The sequence below is a fragment of the Paenibacillus polygoni genome (assembly GCF_030263935.1).
GTDB classification, from domain to species: Bacteria; Bacillota; Bacilli; order Paenibacillales; family Paenibacillaceae; genus Paenibacillus; species Paenibacillus polygoni.
On record NZ_CP127162.1, the window covers coordinates 2,227,706 to 2,246,514 of the forward strand.

Genomic DNA, 18,809 nt, shown 5'->3' on the forward strand with positions numbered 1-18,809 from the left:
GATGACAACGAAGTATATGGGTGCAGCGGCTGTTATTTTAAATTCGGAAGGACATATTTTGTTAGTAAAACACAGCTATGGCAAGAACAATTGGGATTTGCCGGGAGGGAAATCCGAAGAGAAGGAGTCAGCAGAGGAGACAGCGATCAGAGAAGTACGTGAAGAAGTTGGAATTACCGTACATACCGAGCAGTTAACGGGTGTATATTATGATCCGAACTTTGACATGCATCATTTTGTATTTATAGCAAATAAGTCTTCTGATCAAAAACCTGTGCCATCTTCGCCCGAGATTCTAGAATGCGGGTTTTACGATATTGCGGACTTACCTAGACCCATTAGTGATTTTACCTACAGACGTATCCAAGATGCAATTCGAACAGAACGTCAACAATTATTCCATACCATTGGACCGAGACAGTGGATTGAATAATTCTTCGTCTAACAACAGTATAATAAATAGAGAGGGCCGCCTTATTCAGGCGGTTTTCTTATGAGGATTTTTGAGAACCTAGATCTATAACAATTTCGTAACCTCAATCGACCTTTTTTCGTATTACTGCTATGAACATGTCTTATTAACAGACTGAATAGGATGTAGATTAGTTGATGTTTATGGAGAAATCTCTTACAAAGCATAAGTAGACATGATGAATATAAAGAAGTTGAGGTAATCCATTAGATGAATAAAGAAATGAAAGTTCGTGCGGAACATTGGTATCAAGAAGCAAAGCAGAAAGCATCAGCGTATTATGAAACACTTTATAAGCAGTTTGTAGATAAAACGTATGTATCTTTTTTAACAGAAGACATTTTGTTATGGAAAAAAGATCACGTTCGTGAGCATTCCATTATCCAATTCGTAAAGCGAAGAAAGAAAACACCGGATTCAAATGACTATTATCAGTACATGAAATGGCTGCATTACACAGGGAAATTGGATGATTATTTAGATCGCAGCGTCTCCTACATTTATATGAGAGACCTTGGTAAAGCACTGGATGATCCGCATACGCAGATTCGAATTCAGCGTTTGATTAGAGATATTAAAAAGTATCTGCTTACTCCTGGAACAGCGAGTAATCGTGAAAAACCTGATTTCATTAACTTTGCTTCCTTTTATAGATGGGCACAGAAGGAAAAAGTAGAGAATGCAACCATTTGGGTAATGAACAAACTGAAGCGTGTCTCTGCTCATATCCCCAAAGAGATGGACGCTGAACAAGCACAGCGTAAACTAATGAAGATCATTATTGGGGTTGTACTTCACGTAATGGAAGAGATGGATGATGAGGTATCGCCAGAAGAACGAGCTGAGAGATTAGATGCAGCCATTCGTTTGGGGTATTCGTATGGACTCACTTATCCATTCATAGACGACCTATTAGATTCGGATGTACTGAGTAAAGAGGAGAAAGAACAATATTCAGAGATGATACGAATCTCGCTTCTCACCGGATCAGTTCCGGATCTAGAAGAGTGGACTGGAACAAACTTAGAAATGGTTCAGTATATTCATACTGAGCTTCGAGAAGCTTTTGAATTCATTCGGGATTATCAGCGAGCAGAAACGCAGGCTACTTTCTTAGAACAATCGTATGTATTTTTTCAATCTCAAGATCAAGATCGTGTTAAGGATCTATCTAATGGAAGTTATACAAACGAAGACATTTATCTGCCGATCATTATCAAATCTTCATCGTCGCGTCTTATCGTTAGATCCGTGATTAGTGAACCTATGGATGAGGGATTTGAAAATCGAACTTTTGCTTATGGCATCTACAATCAGCTCGCGGATGACTTTGCAGATATGTTTGATGATCTGCGGGACGGAGCAGTCACGCCTTATACTTATTATTTAACATACCGACACCAGCGGCCGGATTTAATTAATCCTTTTGAACTGTACTGGGCTGTTATCTCCAATCTAATTCGTAACGTATACCATTCGGATGCAAAGACTCGTGAAGTGATTCTCGATCGTGCTATTAATGGATTAAAACGCTATAAAAAACGTGTAGGTCCTGGCAAATACAATGAGATTATGGATATTTTCACATCCAGCATACCGGAATTTAACCGGCTAATTCAGCAGATGGTTGAAAAAGCAGAAGACGTGGATTTTTTTGATAAACTGCTTCGAGATCAGCTGCTGACCGTGATGAAGAACGAGCGTCTTGAAAAGGAAGAATTTATAAACACGATAAACACAGCGCAAACCGAGATTAACCGCCTGCTGAAAATATCGAAATCGGCTCAGGCTTCATTGCTGAAAGAACCGCTTACGGATGCAGCCAACTATAGTCTTGCAGGCGGAGGCAAACGAATTCGTCCCGTTATGGCTTGGGTTATGGCAGTGAAGGAATATGGCTTACGATCATCCGCTATTGCACCGCTGCTGCGTTCGCTCGAATATATGCATACGGCATCACTTATTTTCGATGATCTGCCCACACAGGATAATGCGGCAACTCGCAGAGGACACGCTACTTTACATGAAGTGTATAATAGTGCAACTGCAGAATTAACAGGGCTATTTCTAATTCAAAAGGCAACGCAGGAGCAATCTTCACTAGATGCATTTGACCCAAAATCTGTCCTGGCTTTGATGCAATATTCTTCTCAAAAAGCAGGAGAAATGTGTATGGGTCAGGCGATGGATCTAGAGTCCAAGGGGAAAGAACTCACGCTAGATGAACTGAATACCATTTGTTTTTACAAAACGGGAATTGCATTTGAAGCTTCTCTAATCATGCCGGCCATTCTTGCGAGCGTAGAAGAAAAGGAAATCGCAACTTTAAAGAAATTTGCTTATCATGCAGGTATTGCTTTTCAGATAAAGGATGATCTGCTTGATCTGCAAGGAGATATGCAGTTGCTTGGGAAACCTACGGGAAAAGATGTACAGAATAATAACTCGACTTTTGTAACCGTACTTGGAGCGGATGGTGCAGCACAAGCCATGTGGGAACACTATTGTTATGCTGTAGATGCTCTAAAAGAGATGCCTCGGAATAGTGCTTTTCTTAAGCATATACTGAACTATATCATCCATCGAGACCAGTAGTATGCTCGTAAAACTTATCAGATGAAAAAGAAGTGTTGGCATATACGCTAACACTTCTTTTTTTGCTTATGTATTAGCTGTAAATTTGTCATTTGAATATAGCTATTGCCTTTAGAATCTCATGGTAATAATCTCTCCATATTTTAGTATTAGTCACTTCGCTCTGTAACCCAGTCTTTTGTTTATCAGTTTCCTTTTGTATCTCGTGTTTATGAAATTCTCTATCTTTCATGTTGATCACGTCCCTTCTATATTTCATTTTATAGAGTTAAAAGACTTAATCACATGACGAATATAACGTATTTTTAGGTTATACTATTAATATGATACAAAATGGGAAAGGATTTGTTTACAAATGAAAATTGATGATATCGATATTTCTATTTTGGCAGAACTTACGAAAGATGCACGGCTTTCCATGAGGGAACTCGGGAGACTGGTCAATCTGTCAGCTCCGTCCGTGACAGAACGGGTGAAAAGGTTAGAAGACTATGGAATGATTGAGGGCTATACGATTCAAGTCAATCGTAAAAAGCTTGGATTCACCATGGATTGTTTAATAGAAATAACGATTCAACATGGGGATCACAAACGCTTCAGAGCTTTTGTGGAAAATTATCCTACCGTCTTATCTTGCTACCGAATTGCAGGCAGGGCGTGTTATATGGTGATGCTGACCTTAAGTCAATTAGAGGATATCGAAACGTTTTTAGATGAAATTTCAACGTATGCTTCTACATCTACACATGTGGTTTTTTCTGAAGTTAAAATAAATACAGCATTAGAACAGCACACGCCGCTTTTGTCGTAACATACGAATCATACTACTCAAGAAAATAGCTTTACAAAAAAGAAGAAAGCTTACAGAAATTAAATAACGAGAGGTATGACGCTATGGCGCTTGGAGTATTATTTATTATGTTTGTTATTATATCGATCCTGAGTCTCGTTAGTATCGCACTAATGTTTATGGTAAAAGATAGGAAGGTAAATAATATTGCTTTTTCTATTACAGTAATTCTTGGTTTAGTGATTGGATTTATGAATGTTACCGCACTCCCAAGTAATGAAACTACAGAGAAAATCACTGTAGGTGCTGTTGGAACAATGGCCTTAGTTGCGGTTATTTGTAAACTCATGAAAAAGAACGTCCTTGCCAGGATTCTGGCTGCTGCTTCCGTTATATTAGGAATCTTTCTGCTCTTCTGGTAAAACGATAGCATCCACGCTTTTCTAGTTGAAGTAACAAGAAGCGCGGGTGTTTTTTGTTGTCACATCAAAATCTGTTTAAGCAAATACCAATGCGTGGTGGAATTTCAAGTGAATTCAGGGTTAGGTTAATAAAAATGAAAACATTTACAATTATGATAACATCTATATAATCAAAACTAAGAAGCATGTAAAAAAGAGGGAGGAAGGTGGGATTGTATGGCTATGTATATCATTGTGATTGTCGTAGCAGTAATTGGGGGAGTCGGTACCGTACTTGTAGGTTTATCAAAAGAGAATGCAAAGCAAAACCATGAATATGAAAGTAAATCCAAAGAAAATATAGGTAAGATTGTATTATTTTATCTGGTTGCGATTATAGCTTTTATTATTTTGTGGGTGCTGTTAATGGATTAGCAAACCGACATTGGTTGAATTTCATAAAATGACATATAGTTGTCAAGATTATAGTGCCATTTAGTGCTCTTTTTACTTTACAATAAATGCATTGGCAGATGAAAGGAGCAATCACATGGAATTCGTTACGATGATGGCTGTAGTTATACTGTTATGCTGTTGGTGGGCATTGGCTTTGTTCTTCAGACTTGCAAAAGATGACCATTAATAAACAAACAACTCATGAACGTAATAACAACAAAATATGAGGTCTAACAAATACATAAGGAGCCGCGGAAACGCGGTTTTTTTGTTTGGAATAAATACATCCTTTGTCCGGTCCTACGAACAAAGGATGTATTTTTATTATATAAATCGTATGGACAGCGATCTGAGATAAGAACATGAAACTGAACTATTTTTACTATAAAAACCTGGTATGTATGTTTATTACATTGACGTGGCATGTAAATTTCGTTTATAGTACGACTGTACTTCAATACACAAAAGCCAAAAAGCAAAAAAGCTTAAAAGTAAAAAAGTGAATTTGACTTACGTATGATAAATATTGAAAACGTGAAGATATGAGATCATATCTAAACAGGTATAAGGAGCTTCCATCATGGACAGACAGCTTAGTTTTTCAAAAAGTATGACGCTTATTATTTTTATTCTCGCATTATTATTTGTATCCATATTTCTATTAAAAGCAGAGCCGCACATCCCGCTTCTCTTCACTACAGTAGGTGCAGCTGTGTTGCTTCGTATATTCGGAGTTTCTTGGGAAAAACTAGAGTCCGCTATAATCCAGGGGATTCAAACGGCGATTATGCCTATTCTCATACTCTCACTCATTGGTATTCTGATTGCGGTATGGATGATGAGCGGAACGGTGCCGACCATTTTATTCTATGGTATGGATTATGTTAAACCTCATTTTTTTGCAGTGAGCGCATTATATATTACCATTATTGTCTCTATGTTTACCGGCAGTTCTTTTACTACGGTGAGCACGGTAGGTGTTGCTCTGATGGGAATTGCTTTAACGACAGGTATTACACCGACAATTGCAGCAGGGGCCGTTATTTGCGGTGCATGTTTTGGAGATAAAATGTCACCGCTCTCGGATACGACGAATTTTGCTCCTGCGGTGGCGGGTATTTCTATTTTCACTCATATTCGTAATATGCTGTTTACTACACTGCCTGCACTAATTCTAACAACGGTCTTTTTCTTATTTTTACCTATGCCGGCTGCCATTGATCTATCGTCTATTCAAGCAATCAAGTTTGCATTACAAGATGGATTTCATATTCATTGGTTAACGTTGTTGTCTCCCATTGCCGTGATTGTATGCTCCGTCAAGCGGGTACCGATTCTTCCAACACTTGTGGTTGGGATTGTCAGCGGATTACTTATTACTGCACTTATTCAACAGCAGACGTCTGTTAGCTTCTGGTTCAGCGTGATGCAGAGTGGTTACGTCAGCTCGATTACGAATGAGACAGTAGCTTCGATCGTGAATAGGGGTGGACTTCAGTCGATGATGGGATCTGTATCCCTGATCTTGATCGCCTTATCGCTTGGTGGATTATTACAATACTGCGGTGTAATTGAAGCCTTTTTCCGGAAGTTGATTCAGCCGCTGAAACGTAAGAGCAATATTGTTCTGATGACGGGAGCCTCCTCCATCGCGGTTAATGGAATGACAGGTGAGCAGTATTTGTCTATTCTCTTACCAGGTCAGATGTTCAAGGATGAGTATACTCGCAGGGGGATTCCTGCCAGAACATTGTCGCGAACACTGGAGGATTGCGGGACACTAGTTAACCCACTGATTCCTTGGGGGGTTAGCGGAGCCTTTTTCGCAGCAACTTTAGGGGTGCCAGTTATTGAATATGTTCCTTATGCTACATTTTTATGGCTAAGTCCAATGATTACGTTTGCTTATGTTCTAATTCCCAAGTTGCAGAAACAATCGTTAGAATAGGAATAAGGAATAGGAATGAGTAATAAGAACAGTGGATGTAAATGTAAATGCGTTTAACTAAATACTTTCTAAGAAGAGTCGCGTAGATCGCGACTTTTTTTTGTATAGCTGGTGGGAAAAAACGATTTTAAAATGAATAGTATTTTGTAAAATATTACATAAAAATAAAGGATGTAGTATAATTCGGTATGCTCGTTAATCTGATGAAATACTTTTGCGAAGCGTTGAGATTAGATTTGTTAGAGGAATCTTATTTACATACATTAAATTCTGGAGGTTATCATGAGAGAAATAGATTACACGGATTATTTTTGGCAGGATGAGAAGGTGAGGCTGCGAACAATACAGGAAGAAGATTGGGAAAGCAGTTACATTAGTGATTTCGATACGCCTGCTCGTATTTTACTAGAATGTGCTGTGGAGTTACCGCCTACCATTGTAGGAGCGAAAAAATTCGTAGAAGATAACGCAAACTTTTCGTCCACAAATGGACGGATTATGTTCACTATTGAAAACCTGGATGGCGATAATATTGGCGGTATTAATCTAAACAGTATCAACGAGAGGAACGGGACATTTAGTATAGGGATTGTCATTGATAAAGAGTACCGCGGTAAGGGTTATGGAACGAGCGCCATGAAAATTCTATTAAAATATGCATTCCTAGAACGAAGACTTAATAAATTTAATGATTATGTTCTTGAAGGAAATGTCGGTTCGGCGCAGATGATGAGGAAACTCGGTTGTATTCAAGAAGGGGTCCGACGCCAGGTGGTATACGTTAATGGTAAGTACTTAGACTTTATATTGTTCGGGTTAACGAAAGATGAATTTATTGAAAAACAAAAGGAAGATGGAGCATGAATAACAGGGGGAAGCAAACGCAGACGTATTTTCCAGTTTCTTATTCAACGTTATCTGATACGGCACTACGGAAATTTATAGGAATGACTTATGGTCTGAATGATATTACGGAGTTTCGTTATTTGCTTCGCGGGATGAATGATACCTATCTTATGAAAACAACAAAAGTTAACTATGTGTTTAGAGTTTACAGGGCGGATCGAAGATCTGAGTATTCTGAAGTTGCTTTTGAGATTGAATTGTTAACCTATTTAGATGGGAAAGGGATCCCGGTATCTCTACCCATAGCTGATCAGAGCGGGAATTTCATTCAAACGCTGAACGCTCTAGAAGGCAACAGATTCGGCGTGCTCTTTTCATTTGTAGAAGGGACCGAAAGGTCTATTGATGATGAAGAAATAAGTCATCTATTTGGTAAATCAGTAGCTGATATTCATACGAAAACAGATGGTTTTCAGTCTGAATTTACGAGACAGCCATTAGACTTGGCGTATCTTATCCACCAATCATTCGTCTCGATCGAACCCTATATGAATCATCGAAGTGTGGATTTTGAGTGGCTTAGAACGTTTGCCAAACAATTAGAAGAAAGACTGCTTGAATTCCCGCTAGAAGAGTTGGACTGGGGAATCTGTCATGGTGATCTTCACGGAAATACGAATGTAAGCTTCAAAGAAGATATGTCATACACTCATTATGATTTCGATCTATGTGGATTTGGATGGAGAGCATACGATATTGCGGAATTTCGACTCGCGAGGGAAGTACGACTTCGTCATGATCCGGACAAATTAGAGCGACTATGGAATGCATTTATTGAGGGCTATCAATCGGTAAGAAGTCTCAGCGAAAAGGATTTACAGGCAGTACCGATGTTTGTGGGAATAAGGCAGCTCTGGTTAATGGGGTTATGTCTAGGAGATTCTCATATTCATGGAAGTATTGATTTTGACGATGATTTTATTAGCGAGAAACTAGATTTCTTTAAGAACTTGCAAGTTTAAAATAAATTTGAATGCGATTACACTGTAAAATGTATTAAGGCAAGAAGCCTGCTTTGTTCGATATTTGGCTGAAATCAATAATAAAGGCCCATACCTATCCATAGAGGCTAGAAGGTGAATTATACGGAGGAGATAAACTTATGAAGATTAGATCTGTTTCCCTAGGAATCATTAGAAAAGAAGATCATATTCTGTTTGAAGTTATTCGCTTTCCTGGCATAAGTACAACATTCTATCGACCGATCGGTGGAACAATCGAGTTTGGAGAAAATAGTAAACAAACATTAATAAGAGAGATTAGGGAAGAAATAAATCAGGAAATTGAAGAGCTACAATTAATCTCTGTCATAGAGAACATTTTTGGTGTTTTGGATGATAGAGGACATGAAATAGATTTTATTTATGATGTGAATTTGAAAGATAAGACCTTCTATGATCTTGAAGAGGTGGATGGATTAGAAGGAGACCAGGCTTATAAAGCTCAATGGAAACCACTACATTTTTTCGAATCGAATTCTGACGTGAAGTTGGTTCCAGATGGGCTGCTAGATTTACTCTCACAACGAGATAACAACCATATTAGTGTAATTAAGCACGTGAAAACGAACTAATGTCGTTGAGAGTAGCAATAGATTCGGCGCGGATCAAGCTGTGCATTATTTGCATAAGCTTGAACGTAATTCAAAGCAATTCAAAGGGCGTGAAAACGTATGGTTAGGTTAGTAAAGCCAAATGTAGAATTGGAGAAGGAATATTTATCTTTTTATGAAGAGTGGAAGGAATCAGGTGAGGATATGGTTCCATGGGTCATAAGTCAAGATCCAAGTGATTTCCCTAAGATGCTTAGACTATTGTCAAATAATGAAAGAAGTATGGGCCAACCAGAAGGCAGGGTTCAAAATTCAACTTTTTGGCTGGTTGACAAAAGTAATAAAGTATTAGGGGCGGTAAATATTAGGCATCAATTAACACCACATTTGTACAATGCAGGAGGGCATATTGGTTATGGTATTCGCCCGTCTGAAAGATTAAAAGGTTATGCAACCAAACTATTAGAACTATCCTTAAGTGAAGCTAAGAAAATCGGAATAAAAGAGGTATTAGTTGTCTGTGATGCTGATAATATGGGATCGGAAAGAACCATCATGAAGAATGGTGGGAGAGCCGATGCAGATTACATAGAAGATGACGGAAATATAATTAAACGATATTGGATTGACATTGTCTAACTCGAATAAGCCATAGACATCTAATAAGAGCGATTTCTTAACATCCTAAAGGGAAGGGAGGATCCAATACATTATGACACCATATAGATTAGAGCAGGCAGATAAAAATAAGTTTGCAGTTCATCAAGTAATCTATTCTAACTCTGATATTGAGATGTGGTATGACTGGAATACTCGCCTAAATGACACAAAATTCACAAACCAATGTTTTTGGATCATGCGCGGCGAGGATAGAATTGGAGGGGTGATAAAGATGAACGATACGGCAATGTATCCGTTTATGATCCCGCCTTTTTCTGATCGACAACAACTGTGGAACATATTATTAACATGTTGCCATGATCTAAGGCGTATCAATGGAGTTCTGCAAGAGGATGTAAATATACTGCACTCATATGGTTTTAAAATAAATGTAATTAAGCAGGTTATGTGCTGTCCGGCTGGTACGCATAAGGAACCGGTACCTCCCAGTGGATTATCCCTGTACTTATTAGATGATTCTTTTGATATAACAAGATTTAGGAATGTAATGAAAGAAGGATACAGTGGTGGAATAGATTACGAGATCTTTGGTGTTCCAAGTGACGAGAAGATATTAGAGGATATCTCGTATCTTATGCAAGTATACAAACATAGGAATCTTTCCGTATATGTCGTAGATGAACAAAACAATGAAATTGTGGGACTTTGTATCGCAGGTATCAGTGAAAAAATGCCCTTGGGTTTTGCAGAAATCGGGGAGTTATGTGTTGTCCCTCAGTATAGGCACAAAGGAATTGCAGAGTACATGCTTAACTACATAAAACAATCAGCTAGTGCGTATACGGAAGTAATAAAATTATGTGTTACTGTGGGAAATAATGCGGAATTGCTATATAAGAAAACAGGATTCCAGGCAGGACCACGATTTGCAAGGATGACAAAAAGATAATGAATCGATCTAAAAAAATTATGCGAAACTACTAATCTTTTTAATAGAGAGGTGTGGAATGAAGCTATTTCATTTTAGTGAAAATCCAGATATTAAAATCTTTAACCCTCGAACAATTTATGATCAAACAGATGCAAAAGTCTGGACAATTGATAAGTATCATGCTCCCCATTACTATTTTCCAAGGGACTGTCCAAGAGTCTGCGTTTGGCCTAAAGAAGATACAAAAGAACAAGATATTACTCGGTTTTTTGGAATGTCTCAGGTGAACCGGATGATTGCAATTGAAACAGATTGGTATGATCGAGTCAGAAAAGGATCTATTTATCGCTACGTTTTTGATTCAGCAGACTTTGAATTAGAAGAAGAAAATGCAGGATATTATGTAGCAAGACGCCCGGTTATGCCAATCGATGTTGAAAGAATTGATGACTTGGTCACAGCTATTTTGAATGAAGGGATAGAACTCAGGATCACTCCTTCTTTGATGCCTATGATAAAACATGTACTGGAGTCTACAATCAACTTCTCCATGATCCGGATGAGAAATGCAAACAGGAGTAACCGAACATGAGGATCATCGTGACGGGCGGAGCTATTATAAGAGACAACGAAGGACGAATATTACTTCAAAAAAGATCGGATTATGGCAAAGAAACATTAAAGCTCGAATTTAAATTTATTGAAGATATTAATATAGAAGATATAAGCACTGTACAAAGACCCGTATTTGAAGATGTAAAGAGAGAAGTAATAACCATACTCAGAACTTAAACCTGTAAGTTTAATGGAGAGCTAAGAACCGTATACGAAAGGACTGGAGAGATTGAAGTATAAAATACTTGTCGCATCAGTCATTGTCCTTTTCTTCATATTCATTTCAATACAATATGTACCCGCATTTTTTGAAAGTGAAAAATACTATTTATCAATCCAGGAGGGAGAATATTTCATCTCAACCATTCCTTTAATTCACATCGTAGAAAACAGCTTCCCTTCAGGATCAGTTTGGTATGACACTCAGGGCAATGAAATATTAAGAATGGGTATATCTAATAATGATATCTTATGAGAAATTCATCAAGATGATCATCAAGATGACAAAGCCTGACAAATTATATCTAAGGAGCAAGTTTATGAATATCAAAGTGCAGTTAACCAGTAAAGAGGAATCACACATTATAAAAAATATATATCCTTTATATCTCTATGATCTATCAGAACACTATATGAGGTATCCAAATGTTCATGGGATTTATGAAGAGAGTGATGATTTTAAAACACTAAGTGATCAATACGATGTTCAAAATATTTGGTGGGAAAAACCAGAGAGCTTGTATCCCTATTTAACTTTAGTAGATGATTGTCCAGCGGGATTTATCCTCATTGCTACTTCCCCGTATTGTGCAGAGAATGTTGATTATTTTGTACATGAGTTCTTTTTACTGCGTCCTTATAGAGGTCGAGGTATCGCGGAACAGGCTGCTACCAAAGTATTTGAGCAATTGAAGGGGAGATGGGAGTTGTTCACCAATCCTTCTGAAAGAAACCAAACAGGACAAAGATTTTGGCGAAAGACGGTTTCTAATTATAGTAAAGGCGATTATGTTGAGTTAAATGATGATACCTTTGACGGTCGAAAAATAGTATTTCGGTTTAATAATACAGAGAAGTAGGTTTTTAAATAGGATTCTCCAAAAGGAGGAACTCAAATCTTGATTGTATTTTTGTTTATTGCTGTTTATATAATGCCAATATTAGGTTTTTTGTTCATAGTCGCACTATTAAGAGCAATCAAAAAAATTGTGAAAAATAAGTCATATACAGCTGAACTATTTTGGAGTGGGCTTTTATTTGGCATTATTGTGTGGTGTATTGCTATAGTTGCTATATCTAGTGAATTGTAACAAACACTCCACCTCGAACAGTCATCTTTACCGCAGTGAATCAACTATTCATACAAAAGGAGTTGTTAAAAGTGGATCAGAAAGCAGCAGGTATTGCAGCCAACGAAACACCAGAAGGAACACAGATTATATACGGGGATTTTGCAGGGGGAGAATCTTACTATTCATGCAGTTACCGCCCTGACGTAGTTTATGCCAAATATGGCGATGTGGAACGAAGACTGCAGATCGTAACGCCCTCCCGAAGCGGATACAAGTTTCCTCTAATCGTATATATACAAGGATCCGCATGGAGAAAACAGGATATATATGCTTCCATTCCTAATCTCGTTCAGATGGCGGCTAAGGGATATGTGATTGCCAGTGTAGAAATACGGGACACGGATGTTGCACGTTTTCCAGCTGCTGTGGAAGATGTGAAATGCGCGATTCGATATATGCGTAAGAATGCAGAGGAGTATGGGATAGATCCGGAAAGCGTAGCGGTATGGGGCGATTCGTCGGGCGGACATCTTTCCTTAATGACGGGTCTTACGATGGGCGAGTATGATAACGGTCTATACAGTGAGGAGTCAGACGAAGTTAGTGCGGTCATCGATTATTATGGGGTTACGGACCTGCTGACTTTAGGAAAATACAATAATATTCTTGATCATGATGCGGCTGATTCTCCGGAAGGCTTGTTCATTGGTGGTAAGGTACAGGAACATACAGAATTGGCGAAGAAGGCAAGTCCTCTTCATCAAGATCTAGATAAGTCGCTTCCACCGATTCTTATTGTTCATGGAGACAGTGACCATGTTGTACATATAAACCAGAGTATAGAGATGTATAAAGCGTTAAAAGAGCATGGACAGAGAGCATTCTTCTATAAAGTAGTAGGCGCAGATCATGGACCCGGCTTTTGGAATTCACAAGTGCTTGACGTCACGGCGAAATTCTTATCTACTCACTTACATCGACCTCGATGAACAGGGAACGTATGAATTAGAAGAGGTGCTCACTGTACATGTTAAAATAAGACATCATATCCTGTCGGTAATTTCCAATTATCTTATGATTATTTTATTCCTTTTTCTTTTACAAACTGTTCAAGAATTTTATAATCTTCCGTAACCCTTTTAAAGGGTAAAGTTTCAAGTACCTTCTCCCTGTAATCCTTTTTGGCTGCAATGGATAGACGGGAATCGAGTATGCTGAGTACACCAAGGTCAGTCTCACTGCGAATCAGACGTCCGGTTCCTTGTCTTAACCGAAGCAGCATGTCCGGTACGAACACTTCTTTCAAGGGATTCTCTACCAGAGAGGCCTTGTATTCATAGACAGGATCCGAAGGAACAGGGAAAGGCAGACGGAAGATAATTAACTGCGACAAATCGGAACCTTCAATATTTATGCCTTCCCAGAACACACCGGTACTTAGAAGGACGCCTTTACTGCTTCGAAATTCAGCAATCACCCCGTCCTGAGATGAGCCTTCTCTTTGCACATGTAACGTCCATGCAAGCTTCTCAGCAAGTAACTTCTTATGAACATACTTCATATCCTCCTTAGCTGAAAAAAGGACCAGTGTTCGTCCGTTCGTTACATTACAAAGCCTTATCAGTTCCTTGTATGCCGCTTCAAGATAATGTTCTCGGTTCTTATGGTTATAGTAGGGCACATCTTTGGCAATATACATCATGGTATGGCAGTCATAATTAAACGGTGAAGCTTGGCGCTCCATATAATCTCCCCTGTATCCAAGGGACTGTGTAAGATATGAGTATTGTTCCGAAAGTGTCTCACCACTCTGGCAAAGCGTTGCTGATGTTAAGATAACCGAAGTCTTGCCGTTAAATAAGGAGTATTTTAAAAATTCGCTAATGCCTTTTGGACAGATACTTACGGTGGCATCGCGCTGAGTTTTACTTGCCCAGATGAGATAGTTGTCCTCCACACCAGCAAGCACCTCAAAGAGATCGATCAGTCCATTCATGGCTTCATAAATATGGTCGATTTCTCGTTCATGCCGGGAAGTTAAGACAGAAAGGCTGAGATTAAACTCTTTCAAGATCTGCACTCCACGTTTTAAGGGAATGCCTGTGATCTTTGACACTTTAATCCGGTCATTGTCCTGCTTGGCTGTCTGAAGCAGGTCTGTCTCTACTTGTTTGAAAATATGACTGACACACTTTTTTAACCACTTAAATTGCGTAAAAAGATTCTGATCTGCAGATTGCTTGTAAAGAAGCTGTAGAGCATCATCCAAAATACGGCACGTTCGCCGGAATGTGAACTCGAGCGTTCTCGCATCTCTAACCTTTGCTTCTAGATTATGAGCTTCATCAATAACGATTAGAGCCGGCCGTTCAGTGATTAATCCCATGGAACCTTCTTTTTTCTTCATTAAATCACGAATGAGCAGGTCCTGATTTACGATAATAAAATCCATGGCATTCGTGCTGGCATTCGTGCTGGCATTCATTTTAGCTCGCATCTCGTAAAATGAACATGTGCTTTTATACTGGCAACGTTCAAATGTACAATCATTTACACAGACGTCGGACCATAGTGAGTCACTAACTCCGCCCTTAATATCTGCTCTTTCATCAATATCATAATTCACTATACGCTGAGCTAGCGTAGACAATGGGGAGTTTGAATTACCTGACTTACCTGACATCATCAGGTCTGCTGCTCTAAATCGGCATGCATACTGTCCCATACCTTTTCCAACCACAGAGCGAACAGATGTAAATCCGAGCCGGCTCCCGATGAATCTTAGATCTTTATGGATCTGTTCTGAGAGCTGTATGGAGGAGGTTGCAATAATGATCGGTTGCTGCGAGATCAGGTTAATGAGCAGACTAGGAATGAGATATGCAAAGGACTTACCAATACCGACTCCAGCTTCAATCATCGCATTATGGCTATGTATATAAGCATCAGCGATATCCAGAGACATATCTTGCTGACCCATCCGCTCATTAAGGCCTAGTCTTGAAAATTTATCATACATTCGGAAGATGGCATTTATTAATGGGGTTTCCATATCCTTTTTTGTTCCCTGCTTCTGTAATTTGTAGAGATCACTTAACCCGCTAATCACGATCGCCTCTTTTCAAAATCAATCATCTAAATACTACAATTTTTGGTGTGGTTGTAATTATCTTCGATGCTATCTTAGCCGTCAAGTGCCTGTACCTATCTCTGAAAGGTTGTGAATTCATGTTGAATTATACGAATACCACGAAAGAACTCTTTGAAAGCGGTATCGATACAGCAATTATCTCAATCGGTGCTACCGAACAGTTTGGTCCTTATTTGCCTATGCATTTAGATAATTTAATTGCGGAAAGATATGCTGAAGTATATGGCAGAGCGCTAGATGCATATGTACTCCCTACCATACCTTTTAATACTTCTGAGGAACATGCGAATTATAAAGGAACGGTAACCATTAGCCCGAGCTTAATAATGATGATGCTAGAAGAGATTATAAATGCGTTAACGAGACAAGGATTCAAGAAGTTTGTGATATGCTCAGGGCATGGCGGTTCTTACTGGGAAGGGGCATTCATTAAGCACATTAATTATAAATATCCTGAAATAATAGTCATTCATCCGCATCATAATCATGATGCATGGTCAGTTGCCATACAGGCAGCAGAACTGGAAGGATTAGATGAAATGCACGGCGGTTTATTGTCGGTATGTACTGCCATGTGGTTATGCCCGGGTCAGGTCAAATTAGAATCTATGGGATCGAAAATCCCCAGTGTAAACAGAAACTATGCTGACTTTATGGGCTGGGATAAGTTAACCTCAGACGGGTGTTGGGGTGAATTTGATCCAGCATTATATACTCCGGAAGAGTTAGCCGTTAAGGGAAAGATATTTTGGACTACTTTTATGGAGAGAAAAGCAGAAGGGCTCAAGGAACTTTTAGAGGATGCATATAACAGAAAGATTCATATCTCGAAAAATCTATAGAAGTCAAAACTTAGGAGCAGAAAATATGAACCAATTAGTTAATGAAGCTGTAATAAAACTAGCTGAAACCATTCAGTTACCTGAAAGGGTATTTCATATTGATGATTTACCTTGGGTTCCTTTTGATGGCGGTGATGAAGAGGATGTTAACTGTTACTTTAAACCGCTGCGATTTGATCTATCCACGGGGACTTGGACGTACCTTTTTAAAATAAAGAGCAATAAAGTGCTAACTCGTCACCGTCATACGGGTGGATCTGTTATTGGTTACAATATACAAGGACAATGGACATACGAAGGACGTAACTGGACTGCGAAACCTGGGACTTTTATTTTTGAGCCTCCTGGAGATATACACACTCTGATGACTGGTAATGAAGAGGTCATTACACTATTTATTTTAGGCGGTTCACTTCAATATTTTGACGTGAATAATAATGTTATTGGTCAGGATGATGTCTATTCCGTATTAAATAAGTATAAGGACTATTGCAGTGAAAAGGGAATAAAAATAGTGGATGATCTTATTTATTGAGTAGTAATCTTAAGGTTTAAGGTTTAAGGTTTATACATCGTATAACAATGTAATTTCAATAGGGATAAGCTGATGTGTACGATCTTTTTCAAGAAGTAAGGGGGTGTTTTCCTCTGAGGATGTTTTATAAAGAATTAGGTGCTTCTGAAGATTCTCTCCTTGTTTTCATACATGGGGGAGGAGTCAGCGGTTGGATGTGGGAGAAGCAATTGGAATACTTTCATAATTATCATTGTTTAGTTCCGGACTTACCTGGACATGGTCTCAGTTCAAGAATGGATTTTTCAATTCATAGCAGTGCGGAAGGAATCGGGAGTTTAATTCAAGCAAAAGCGCAAGGTAAACAAGTGATACTGGTTGGATTCTCTCTAGGTGCCCAGATTGCTATTAAAATACTAAGTTTGTACCCTGATCTCGTAGATTACGCAATAATTAACAGTGCGCTTGTTAGGCCGATTCCATTTGCTAATAAAGTGATTAAACCTACGATCCGATTGACTTATAGATTAACAAAAAATCGTACCTTTTCGAAAATCCAAGCAAAACAGTTATATATCGGCACAGAAATGTTTGAGACGTATTATAAAGAAACAACGAATATGGAGCGAAACACGCTTATCAAGATTCTTGAAGAAAACATGTCTTTTGGCATACCGAAAGATTTCAGCAGGTCTAAAGCGAAGATTCTAATTACGGTTGGGGATCATGAAAAACAAATAATGAAAAAATCTGTAACAGACTTGCTGGATAAAAATATGAATTGTAATGGGCTAATCATACCGAGTGTTGGTCATGGAGTATCCCTGGCTTTACCTGATCTATTTAATAAAATGGTTGATGCTTGGATTCATGACAGAGAATTACCTAGTGGTCTAATTCCTGTTATAAAGTAATGCAGTAAAAGATTATTGAGATCCTTTTTGTATGGGGGAATAGCGAAAATGTATTTTGTTCTAGGAATGATCCTGAGTGCGGTCGTTTTTTTGCTTCTTACGTCAACTGGTGGAGAAATGGGAGGGTTTATTTTTCTGATTATATTAGCTGGTTTGATAGGATCACTTTACGGTCAGAATCAAAAATTAAAAGAGAGACTAAATAATTTGGAAAAGTTCCATGGAATAGATGAAACAAGTGAATTTAATATGGATGATGAAGACATTGAAAAAGAATTAGAACAGTATATCGAACCGAGAGACAATAATAAATGATGGAGATGAATGAATGCGGAACCGTGTTATCCTATTTCTTATATTTCTTATTATTTTGGTTGGATGTAAATCAGGTAAAGAGACTGTGGTAAGACCAAGTCCAACATTTTACTCAGATCAAGTAGCTATGATTGGCGTGGAGAAGAAACTCGGAATACTTGGGCCTGATTTCGTTGTAAATACAGCAAACAAATATATGTGGCATTTTTGGGATACTAATGAAGAACTTCAATTAAAATCTTTGAGAGTGGAAGCTATAAACGTTAAGACAAAACAAAAAGTAAAAGGTTTAGTGAAAGATGTCAGTACCCCTCAAGAAACATTAGTCTGGGAATATGATTCTATTGGCGGTCCTAATAATGGAGCTGATGCACATACACCTTCCATTCTCATGCTTCCTTCAAGTGGACTTTGGCAATTGGATGCCTATCTTGGAGGGGAATATTTTGAATCCATTATTGTGAATGTCAAGGATCCGTCATAGTGGAAGGAGT

At 38.5% G+C, this 18,809-nt stretch carries 22 protein-coding genes; 21 read left to right on the plus strand and 1 reads right to left on the minus strand.

What is annotated here, in order from left to right:
• Window position 1: 1 nt before the first annotated feature.
• The 16 genes from QPK24_RS10680 (at window position 2) to QPK24_RS10755 (ending at window position 13,568) form a co-directional block, all read left to right on the plus strand.
• Window positions 2-433, plus strand: coding sequence for an NUDIX domain-containing protein (locus tag QPK24_RS10680; RefSeq protein WP_285748539.1), 432 nt, complete (start codon window positions 2-4; stop codon window positions 431-433).
• A 249-nt stretch (window positions 434-682) separates the two neighbouring features.
• On the plus strand, window positions 683-3,067 hold the full coding sequence (locus QPK24_RS10685) for a polyprenyl synthetase family protein (protein WP_285748541.1): 2,385 nt from the start codon (window positions 683-685) through the stop codon (window positions 3,065-3,067).
• Window positions 3,068-3,422: 355 nt separating this feature from the next.
• Window positions 3,423-3,878 (plus strand): Lrp/AsnC family transcriptional regulator, encoded by a 456-nt coding sequence (locus QPK24_RS10690; protein WP_285748543.1) that lies wholly within the window; start codon window positions 3,423-3,425, stop codon window positions 3,876-3,878.
• Between the two features lie 83 nt (window positions 3,879-3,961).
• A complete protein-coding gene (locus QPK24_RS10695) occupies window positions 3,962-4,279 on the plus strand; it encodes a hypothetical protein (RefSeq protein ID WP_285748545.1) in 318 nt (105 codons plus the stop codon).
• A gap of 216 nt (window positions 4,280-4,495) precedes the next feature.
• The gene (locus QPK24_RS10700) at window positions 4,496-4,693 is read left to right on the plus strand and encodes a hypothetical protein (protein ID WP_285748547.1); all 198 of its coding nucleotides are present in this window, start codon (window positions 4,496-4,498) and stop codon (window positions 4,691-4,693) included.
• 601 nt (window positions 4,694-5,294) lie between these two features.
• On the plus strand, window positions 5,295-6,662 hold the full coding sequence (gene nhaC / locus QPK24_RS10705; RefSeq protein ID WP_285748549.1) for a Na+/H+ antiporter NhaC: 1,368 nt from the start codon (window positions 5,295-5,297) through the stop codon (window positions 6,660-6,662).
• A 282-nt stretch (window positions 6,663-6,944) separates the two neighbouring features.
• Window positions 6,945-7,526, plus strand: coding sequence for a GNAT family N-acetyltransferase (locus QPK24_RS10710; protein WP_285748551.1), 582 nt, complete (start codon window positions 6,945-6,947; stop codon window positions 7,524-7,526).
• Complete coding sequence (locus tag QPK24_RS10715) at window positions 7,523-8,530, plus strand: phosphotransferase (protein ID WP_285748553.1); 1,008 nt, start codon at window positions 7,523-7,525, stop codon at window positions 8,528-8,530. The genes QPK24_RS10710 and QPK24_RS10715 overlap by 4 nt, the downstream gene beginning before the upstream one ends.
• A gap of 140 nt (window positions 8,531-8,670) precedes the next feature.
• Window positions 8,671-9,141, plus strand: coding sequence for an NUDIX hydrolase (locus tag QPK24_RS10720; RefSeq protein ID WP_285748555.1), 471 nt, complete (start codon window positions 8,671-8,673; stop codon window positions 9,139-9,141).
• Window positions 9,142-9,240: 99 nt separating this feature from the next.
• Window positions 9,241-9,759, plus strand: coding sequence for a GNAT family N-acetyltransferase (locus QPK24_RS10725; RefSeq protein WP_285748557.1), 519 nt, complete (start codon window positions 9,241-9,243; stop codon window positions 9,757-9,759).
• Window positions 9,760-9,832: 73 nt separating this feature from the next.
• Window positions 9,833-10,690: a GNAT family N-acetyltransferase gene (locus QPK24_RS10730; protein ID WP_285748559.1), complete on the plus strand. Its 858-nt coding sequence runs from the start codon at window positions 9,833-9,835 to the stop codon at window positions 10,688-10,690.
• A gap of 58 nt (window positions 10,691-10,748) precedes the next feature.
• Window positions 10,749-11,264, plus strand: a complete 516-nt coding sequence (locus QPK24_RS10735; protein WP_285748561.1) for a DUF6886 family protein — start codon at window positions 10,749-10,751, stop codon at window positions 11,262-11,264.
• The gene (locus tag QPK24_RS10740; RefSeq protein ID WP_285748563.1) at window positions 11,261-11,464 is read left to right on the plus strand and encodes a hypothetical protein; all 204 of its coding nucleotides are present in this window, start codon (window positions 11,261-11,263) and stop codon (window positions 11,462-11,464) included. The genes QPK24_RS10735 and QPK24_RS10740 overlap by 4 nt, the downstream gene beginning before the upstream one ends.
• Window positions 11,465-11,826: 362 nt before the next feature.
• Window positions 11,827-12,366: a GNAT family N-acetyltransferase gene (locus QPK24_RS10745; protein WP_285748565.1), complete on the plus strand. Its 540-nt coding sequence runs from the start codon at window positions 11,827-11,829 to the stop codon at window positions 12,364-12,366.
• A 39-nt stretch (window positions 12,367-12,405) separates the two neighbouring features.
• Window positions 12,406-12,597, plus strand: a complete 192-nt coding sequence (locus QPK24_RS10750) for a hypothetical protein (RefSeq protein ID WP_285748567.1) — start codon at window positions 12,406-12,408, stop codon at window positions 12,595-12,597.
• 71 nt (window positions 12,598-12,668) lie between these two features.
• The gene (locus tag QPK24_RS10755) at window positions 12,669-13,568 is read left to right on the plus strand and encodes an alpha/beta hydrolase (protein ID WP_285748569.1); all 900 of its coding nucleotides are present in this window, start codon (window positions 12,669-12,671) and stop codon (window positions 13,566-13,568) included.
• A gap of 89 nt (window positions 13,569-13,657) precedes the next feature.
• On the opposite strand, the gene QPK24_RS10760 is transcribed toward QPK24_RS10755, so the two are convergent.
• Window positions 13,658-15,688, minus strand: a complete 2,031-nt coding sequence (locus QPK24_RS10760; protein WP_285748571.1) for an ATP-dependent DNA helicase — start codon at window positions 15,686-15,688, stop codon at window positions 13,658-13,660.
• Between the two features lie 119 nt (window positions 15,689-15,807).
• On the opposite strand from QPK24_RS10760, the gene QPK24_RS10765 reads away from it, so the two are divergent.
• The 5 genes from QPK24_RS10765 (at window position 15,808) to QPK24_RS10785 (ending at window position 18,799) form a co-directional block, all read left to right on the plus strand.
• Complete coding sequence (locus QPK24_RS10765) at window positions 15,808-16,572, plus strand: creatininase family protein (protein WP_285748573.1); 765 nt, start codon at window positions 15,808-15,810, stop codon at window positions 16,570-16,572.
• A gap of 25 nt (window positions 16,573-16,597) precedes the next feature.
• Window positions 16,598-17,107, plus strand: coding sequence for a 2,4'-dihydroxyacetophenone dioxygenase family protein (locus tag QPK24_RS10770; protein WP_285748575.1), 510 nt, complete (start codon window positions 16,598-16,600; stop codon window positions 17,105-17,107).
• A 119-nt stretch (window positions 17,108-17,226) separates the two neighbouring features.
• On the plus strand, window positions 17,227-18,000 hold the full coding sequence (locus QPK24_RS10775; protein ID WP_285748576.1) for an alpha/beta fold hydrolase: 774 nt from the start codon (window positions 17,227-17,229) through the stop codon (window positions 17,998-18,000).
• Window positions 18,001-18,048: 48 nt separating this feature from the next.
• Window positions 18,049-18,315: a hypothetical protein gene (locus QPK24_RS10780; protein WP_285748578.1), complete on the plus strand. Its 267-nt coding sequence runs from the start codon at window positions 18,049-18,051 to the stop codon at window positions 18,313-18,315.
• Between the two features lie 13 nt (window positions 18,316-18,328).
• Window positions 18,329-18,799 carry a DUF4871 domain-containing protein gene (locus tag QPK24_RS10785; protein ID WP_285748580.1) on the plus strand — a complete coding sequence of 157 codons (471 nt, stop codon included), beginning with the start codon at window positions 18,329-18,331 and terminating at the stop codon, window positions 18,797-18,799.
• Window positions 18,800-18,809: the final 10 nt, after the last annotated feature.

Coding starts and splice junctions, on each gene's coding strand:
- QPK24_RS10680 (WP_285748539.1), top strand. CDS start 2: ATGACAACGAAGTATATGGGTGCAGCGGCTGTTATTTTAAATTCGGAA.
- QPK24_RS10685 (WP_285748541.1), top strand. CDS start 683: ATGAATAAAGAAATGAAAGTTCGTGCGGAACATTGGTATCAAGAAGCA.
- QPK24_RS10690 (WP_285748543.1), top strand. CDS start 3,423: ATGAAAATTGATGATATCGATATTTCTATTTTGGCAGAACTTACGAAA.
- QPK24_RS10695 (WP_285748545.1), top strand. CDS start 3,962: ATGGCGCTTGGAGTATTATTTATTATGTTTGTTATTATATCGATCCTG.
- QPK24_RS10700 (WP_285748547.1), top strand. CDS start 4,496: ATGGCTATGTATATCATTGTGATTGTCGTAGCAGTAATTGGGGGAGTC.
- nhaC (WP_285748549.1), top strand. CDS start 5,295: ATGGACAGACAGCTTAGTTTTTCAAAAAGTATGACGCTTATTATTTTT.
- QPK24_RS10710 (WP_285748551.1), top strand. CDS start 6,945: ATGAGAGAAATAGATTACACGGATTATTTTTGGCAGGATGAGAAGGTG.
- QPK24_RS10715 (WP_285748553.1), top strand. CDS start 7,523: ATGAATAACAGGGGGAAGCAAACGCAGACGTATTTTCCAGTTTCTTAT.
- QPK24_RS10720 (WP_285748555.1), top strand. CDS start 8,671: ATGAAGATTAGATCTGTTTCCCTAGGAATCATTAGAAAAGAAGATCAT.
- QPK24_RS10725 (WP_285748557.1), top strand. CDS start 9,241: ATGGTTAGGTTAGTAAAGCCAAATGTAGAATTGGAGAAGGAATATTTA.
- QPK24_RS10730 (WP_285748559.1), top strand. CDS start 9,833: ATGACACCATATAGATTAGAGCAGGCAGATAAAAATAAGTTTGCAGTT.
- QPK24_RS10735 (WP_285748561.1), top strand. CDS start 10,749: ATGAAGCTATTTCATTTTAGTGAAAATCCAGATATTAAAATCTTTAAC.
- QPK24_RS10740 (WP_285748563.1), top strand. CDS start 11,261: ATGAGGATCATCGTGACGGGCGGAGCTATTATAAGAGACAACGAAGGA.
- QPK24_RS10745 (WP_285748565.1), top strand. CDS start 11,827: ATGAATATCAAAGTGCAGTTAACCAGTAAAGAGGAATCACACATTATA.
- QPK24_RS10765 (WP_285748573.1), top strand. CDS start 15,808: ATGTTGAATTATACGAATACCACGAAAGAACTCTTTGAAAGCGGTATC.
- QPK24_RS10770 (WP_285748575.1), top strand. CDS start 16,598: ATGAACCAATTAGTTAATGAAGCTGTAATAAAACTAGCTGAAACCATT.
- QPK24_RS10775 (WP_285748576.1), top strand. CDS start 17,227: ATGTTTTATAAAGAATTAGGTGCTTCTGAAGATTCTCTCCTTGTTTTC.
- QPK24_RS10780 (WP_285748578.1), top strand. CDS start 18,049: ATGTATTTTGTTCTAGGAATGATCCTGAGTGCGGTCGTTTTTTTGCTT.
- QPK24_RS10785 (WP_285748580.1), top strand. CDS start 18,329: ATGCGGAACCGTGTTATCCTATTTCTTATATTTCTTATTATTTTGGTT.